This window comes from Microvirga tunisiensis, from assembly GCF_009296175.1.
GTDB lineage: Bacteria > Pseudomonadota > Alphaproteobacteria > Rhizobiales > Beijerinckiaceae > Microvirga > Microvirga tunisiensis.
In genome coordinates this window covers 1-5,265 of the sequence record NZ_VOSK01000388.1, presented here as the reverse complement: position 1 = coordinate 5,265, position 5,265 = coordinate 1, and the positions used below count along the sequence as shown (strand labels likewise).

The following is a 5,265-nucleotide window of genomic DNA, read 5'->3' as shown; positions in this document are numbered from 1 at the left end:
GCTCAACCGTCGTCTTGACGGCTCTGTCTCCGGCCCTGCGCAATCGCTTTATCCGGCCTGGCCCTGTTCCTGCACCGGGATTGCACACCCACGTCAAGGCTCATTGACAACGAACATCAGAGTTCGGCGATGCGGTGGCGGTGGACCATCTCTCCCTGAATGTCTTCGAAGGCGAGTTCTTCTGCCTGCTCGGCCCCTCCGGCTGCGGCAAGACGACCCTCATGCGCATGCTCGCGGGATTCGAGACGCCGAGCGAGGGCAGCATCGCTCTGGCCGGGCAGAATCTTGCCGGCGTGCCACCGTATCGCCGACCGGTGAACATGATGTTCCAGTCCTATGCTCTCTTTCCACACATGAGCGTGGAGAAGAACATCGCCTTCGGTCTCAAGCAGGACGGGATGCCGAAGGACCAGATCGCGGAGCGCGTCGGCGAAATGCTGCGCCTCGTCCAGCTCGAAAAGCTCGCCCGCCGTTATCCGAGCCAGCTCTCCGGCGGCCAGCGTCAGCGCGTGGCGCTCGCCCGTGCGCTTGCCAAGAAGCCGAAGGTGCTGCTGCTCGACGAGCCTCTCGGCGCCCTCGACAAGAAGCTGCGCGAAGAGACCCAGTTCGAGCTGATGGACATTCAGCACGACCTCCACATGACCTTCGTGGTCGTCACCCATGATCAGGAGGAAGCCATGACCATGGCCGATCGGATCGCCGTAATGGACCATGGCCGGATCGTCCAGGTGGCGACGCCGGGTGAGATCTACGAGCAGCCCAAGACCCGCTTCATCGCCGAGTTCGTCGGGGACGTGAACATTCTGGAAGGCCATGTGCAGGGTCAGGAGAACGGACTCTGGCGCGTGAAGACGTCGTCGGCGCAAGTGCCGCTCACCATCGACGATCCGGACGAGGTGCTGCATTCCGGACAGGCGGTGGCGATTGCGGTGCGGCCCGAGAAGATGGTGATCCAGCGTGACCCGCCGGGTGCCGGCGCCATCAACGTGCTCACCGGCGAGGTGTGGGATATCGGCTATCTCGGCGACTGGACGGTCTATCGCGTCAAGCTCGCCACCGGCGAGATCCTGCGCGTCACCCGTGCCAACGCCTCGCGCTTCGTCGAGAACCCCATCGACTGGGACGAGCAGGTCTATGTCACCTTCGCGCCGGATGCGGCGGTGATCCTGGCGGAATAGCCATGATGGAACGCACCCTCACGCGACGCCTGACCGCTGGTCTCGTGCCCACCGTGCCGTATGTCTGGCTCGGCGTGCTCTTTCTCGTGCCGTTCCTGATCGTCCTCAAGATCAGCCTGTCGGATCCGGCCGTGGCTCAGCCGCCCTACAAGCCAGTGTTCGAGTGGAGCGACATCGCCGGCTTCTTCAGCGGGCTCGATCTGGAGAATTTCGAGCTCCTGACCCAGGACGATCTTTATTTCCGCGCGACGCTCTCGTCCATGCGCATCGCGGCGATCTCGACATTGCTACTCCTTCTTGTGGGCTTTCCCGTTGCCTACGGCATGGCCCGTGCGCCGGAGCGGTATCGCTCCCTGCTGGTGGCCCTCGTCATCCTGCCGTTCTGGACGAGCTTCCTCATCCGCATCTATGCCTGGGTCGCGATCCTGAAACCCGAAGGCCTGCTCACGCAGGCGCTCACGGGACTTGGCCTCATCTCCGAGCCGCTCGACATCCTCAACACGGAAACGGCGGTCTATATCGGCATCGTCTATGCCTATCTGACCTTCATGGTGCTGCCGCTCTACGCGACGCTCGAGAAGATGGACGACACGCTGCTCGAGGCGGCCCTCGATCTCGACTCCACGCCCTGGCGCTCGTTCTGGACGATCACCGTGCCACTCGCCATGCCGGGCATCGTCGCCGGCTCGCTCCTGTGCTTCATCCCGGCCGTGGGCGAGTTCGTGATCCCCGACCTGCTCGGCGGTTCGGAGACTCTGATGATCGGCCGGCAGCTCTGGAGCGAGTTCTTCTCCAACCGCGACTGGCCGCTCGCCTCCGCTGTCGCGATCCTGCTGCTCATCATCCTCGTCGTGCCCATCGTGATCTATCGCGATTTCGAGGCGCGGCGCGTCGAGGCGCGGCCATGAACCGGCGCTTAAGCCTCTTCAACGTCACCTCGCTGGTGATCGGCTTCGCCTTCCTCTACCTGCCGATCCTGCTGCTGGTGATCTATTCATTCAACGCCTCTCGGCTCGTCACCGTGTGGGGCGGCTTCTCCACGCAATGGTATGGCGCTCTCTTCCGCAACCAGGCCCTCATGGAGGCGGCTTGGGTGACGCTGCGGATCGCGCTTCTGTCGGCGACGCTGGCGACGGTTCTCGGCACGCTCGCGGCACTCGCGCTCACGCGCTACGGACGCTTTCCAGGCCGGACCCTTTTCACCGGCATGGTCTATGCGCCCATGGTCATGCCAGAAGTCATCACCGGGCTGTCGCTGCTGCTCTTTTTCGTGGCCATCGATCTCGATCGCGGCTTCTGGACGATCACGCTCGCGCATACCACGCTCACCATGTGCTTCGTGACCGTGGTGGTGCAGTCGCGCCTCATGACCTTCGACCGGTCGCTCGAAGAGGCCGCGATGGATCTCGGCGCGCCGCCCCTGCGCACATTCTTTTCCGTGACGCTGCCGTTGATTGCGCCGTCCATCATGGCGGGCTTCCTGCTCGCCTTCACGCTCTCCATGGACGATCTGGTGATCGCGAGCTTCAATGCGGGTCCAGGCGCGACGACCCTGCCCATCAAGATCTACAGCCAGGTGCGGCTCGGGCTTTCGCCGGAGGTGAATGCAGCCTCCACGATCCTGATCGGAATCGTGACGCTGGGCGTGATCTCAGCGACTTTGCTCAGCAAGCGCTCGGTGCTGCGCTCGCGCCGCAATGCTCACTGAGCGGTGGCCTGAGGCCGCTGCTGGTTGGCCGGAACCCGCTCGGAAGGGAAGAGGGGCTTGGCAGCGCCCGAGCGCTCGATAAGGGAGCGGACCTGCGGGGACACCGCGACGTTGTCCCAATCGCCCATGACGTTGAAGACAAGGGCGGGGGACTGATCCGCGGGAGCGTCAGCCGGCGAAATGTTCGCCGTCATGCTGAGCGTGCGGTCCACCAGAAGCACTTGGCCTTGAAGGTCGGCCTGAACGGCGGGTCCCCTGAGATGGGCTTCTGCGATCTCGCCGACACCATTCTTCACAACGACCTGGGCCTGCGCCTTGTCGAAGGGCGTGCGGCCGCCCTTCCAGTTGAGCGAGGCGAGCAGCGGGCGCTTCTCCACACGGCGAAGGGCGTCGTCGAGGGCGATACCGACGATCTCCCCATCGGTGATCTCAACGGACGAGCGGCCCTGCGCCTGACGGATCACGTCTGCTGGATTCCTGCCGAGTCCCTCAAAGCTGAACTGCCCATCGGCCCGACCGGTAATCCAGCGCGGCTCTCCCATGGCGGCAAGGAAGGGTGCGATCTTCACCCCCGCAAAGGTGCCCTGACTCTTGAATTCGACCTGACCGTTCTGCCTCACCAGCGACAGGCGGCCTTTCAGGCTGCCGTCCTGGAAGCCGGCCCGTCCGATGGAGGCCTCGATCCGGCCCGGCTGCACGAGCACGCTGGCGGCCATGTCGTCGAGGCTGAGGCGTCCGAGACTGGCGCTCGCAGCCGAGAGGCGAAGATCGAGGTCGGTGCCGGTGGTCCGCGTCAGGTCGATGGTCTCCTCGCTCCAGGAGCCGGAGGATGTCCGGGTCTGGGAGAAGGGGGCGAACAGGTCAGACAGGTTGAGCGTTTCCGCGGCGAGCGTGCCGGTAACGACCGGCCGGTCCGTATCGAAGCGGACGCCCATGGTGCCTTCAAGCTTGTCGTCTCCCAACACCACCGAAACGGCGGGCCAGGACAATCGGCGGCGATCCATGGAGAAATCACCTTCGATGGAGACTGCCGGCAGCAGCGACCCGAAGGGCAGTTCCACGCCACTCCAGCGGGTGAAATCGCGCACGGACTTGGCCCGAACGGTGCTTTCCCCTGTCATCCGAGGGGTTTCGCCGAGCTGAGCCTCGCCTTCCGCCGCGATGCGTGCGGAGTGGGTGGAGAGAGTCAGTGTGAAGGGGCTGATCCGGTCGGATACCAGGAGATCCGGGAAAACGGATGCCTGTTCGAGGGAAACCATCTCATCCTGCCAGAGAGCGGATCCGGTCATGGTCATGGGCTCGGCTGCATCGGCCCAGCGGACGACGAGGTTGATCTGGTCCAGATTGGCTTCCTTCAGATCGGTCCAGCGCAGGGTCGATTTGCTCACGATGAGACGCCGGGCATAGGTCTCGTTCGACCGGTTCTTGAGAACTTCCGCCCATTTGACCGATTGGAGGGCCTGGGACGATCCCGTGATGCGCGTTTCGGTCAGGTCGAAATCGGAGAGCTCGATCCGGCCGAGGAGCAGCGGCAGGAGGCGGAGCTCGCCTCTCAAGGTTCCGCCCTCGGCCTTGAGGGCCTGATTCGGGAACTGAAGTGTCACGTTCTCGAACTTGACCCTCGGAATAGGCAGAATGGCGAAGGTGCTGCGGCCTCTGACCGCCAGGTCGAGCCCGTACCTGTCCTTCACGTGCTGCGTCAGCTCCGCGGACAGGCCGCCGCCCGGCAGCGTCCACGGGGAGGCCGCCGTTCCGAGAACGGCGAGCGAAATCAGCGCAATGAGGAGGAAAACGCGGCGGGACATGGGATGAATGTTGTAAACCTTAAGTCCTGCCTCGCAAGCGGAGGTGAGGGGATGTCCTCAGGCAAGACCGAAATCATGAATCATTTCCATATATCCATATGAAGGGATTGTCTAAATTGAGGCCAAGTTGCAGGGTGGCCGCCATTCGTACCTGAGCGGCGCGCGGCCATATCGTCGCAAGCTGCTCCCGAGGTTTTTCTTCGGATGCTTCCAGCGCATCGTGCGGAAAAGTGGAACCGGTTTTCCGCCCCGGGCGATGCGCCAGTTAAGGGATCGAGCATCGATCAATCCCGAAAGTGGAATCCACTTTCGGGTCCGGCGCTCTAGCGAGCATGAACATGCCGATGGGGAGAGGTTTTGATGGATAAGGTTTACAGCGATGCGCGGGCCGCGCTGGCCAGGGCGGTCAAGGATGGCATGACCATCATGGCCGGCGGTTTCGGCCTATGCGGCATTCCGGAGACGCTGATCGAGGCGATCCGTGATTCGGGCGCGAAGGATCTGACTTTCATCTCCAACAATGCGGGTGTAGATGGCATCGGCCTCGGCCGCTTGCTGGAGACCCGCCAGATCC

Annotated in this window: 4 protein-coding genes and 1 pseudogene; 4 read left to right on the top strand and 1 reads right to left on the bottom strand. The window is 63.5% G+C overall.

Annotated features, from left to right (window positions below; translation table 11 throughout):
* Positions 1–113: 113 nt before the first annotated feature.
* From FS320_RS37430 to FS320_RS37420, 3 genes and pseudogenes are all read left to right on the top strand, one after another.
* Positions 114–1,178, top strand: a pseudogene (locus FS320_RS37430) (ABC transporter ATP-binding protein); the annotation flags it as partial.
* A gap of 2 nt (positions 1,179–1,180) precedes the next feature.
* Entirely contained in the window at positions 1,181–2,086 is a 906-nt protein-coding gene (locus tag FS320_RS37425; protein ID WP_244627636.1) for an ABC transporter permease subunit, read from the top strand.
* Positions 2,083–2,886, top strand: a complete 804-nt coding sequence (locus FS320_RS37420; RefSeq protein ID WP_152717371.1) for an ABC transporter permease — start codon at positions 2,083–2,085, stop codon at positions 2,884–2,886. The genes FS320_RS37425 and FS320_RS37420 overlap by 4 nt, the downstream gene beginning before the upstream one ends.
* Here the strand turns inward: FS320_RS37420 and FS320_RS37415 are convergent.
* Positions 2,880–4,691 (bottom strand): AsmA family protein, encoded by a 1,812-nt coding sequence (locus tag FS320_RS37415; RefSeq protein WP_152717370.1) that lies wholly within the window; start codon positions 4,689–4,691, stop codon positions 2,880–2,882. The two genes, FS320_RS37420 and FS320_RS37415, sit on opposite strands and share 7 nt — an antisense overlap.
* A gap of 360 nt (positions 4,692–5,051) precedes the next feature.
* On the opposite strand from FS320_RS37415, the gene FS320_RS37410 reads away from it, so the two are divergent.
* Positions 5,052–5,265: CoA-transferase (locus FS320_RS37410; RefSeq protein WP_280178290.1), on the top strand; the 214-nt coding region annotated here is incomplete at its 3' end.

Bases quoted from the DNA above. Each gene is read 5' to 3' on its own strand.
- FS320_RS37415 (WP_152717370.1), bottom strand. From the start codon at position 4,691: ATGTCCCGCCGCGTTTTCCTCCTCATTGCGCTGATTTCGCTCGCCGTT.
- FS320_RS37420 (WP_152717371.1), top strand. From the start codon at position 2,083: ATGAACCGGCGCTTAAGCCTCTTCAACGTCACCTCGCTGGTGATCGGC.
- FS320_RS37425 (WP_244627636.1), top strand. From the start codon at position 1,181: ATGATGGAACGCACCCTCACGCGACGCCTGACCGCTGGTCTCGTGCCC.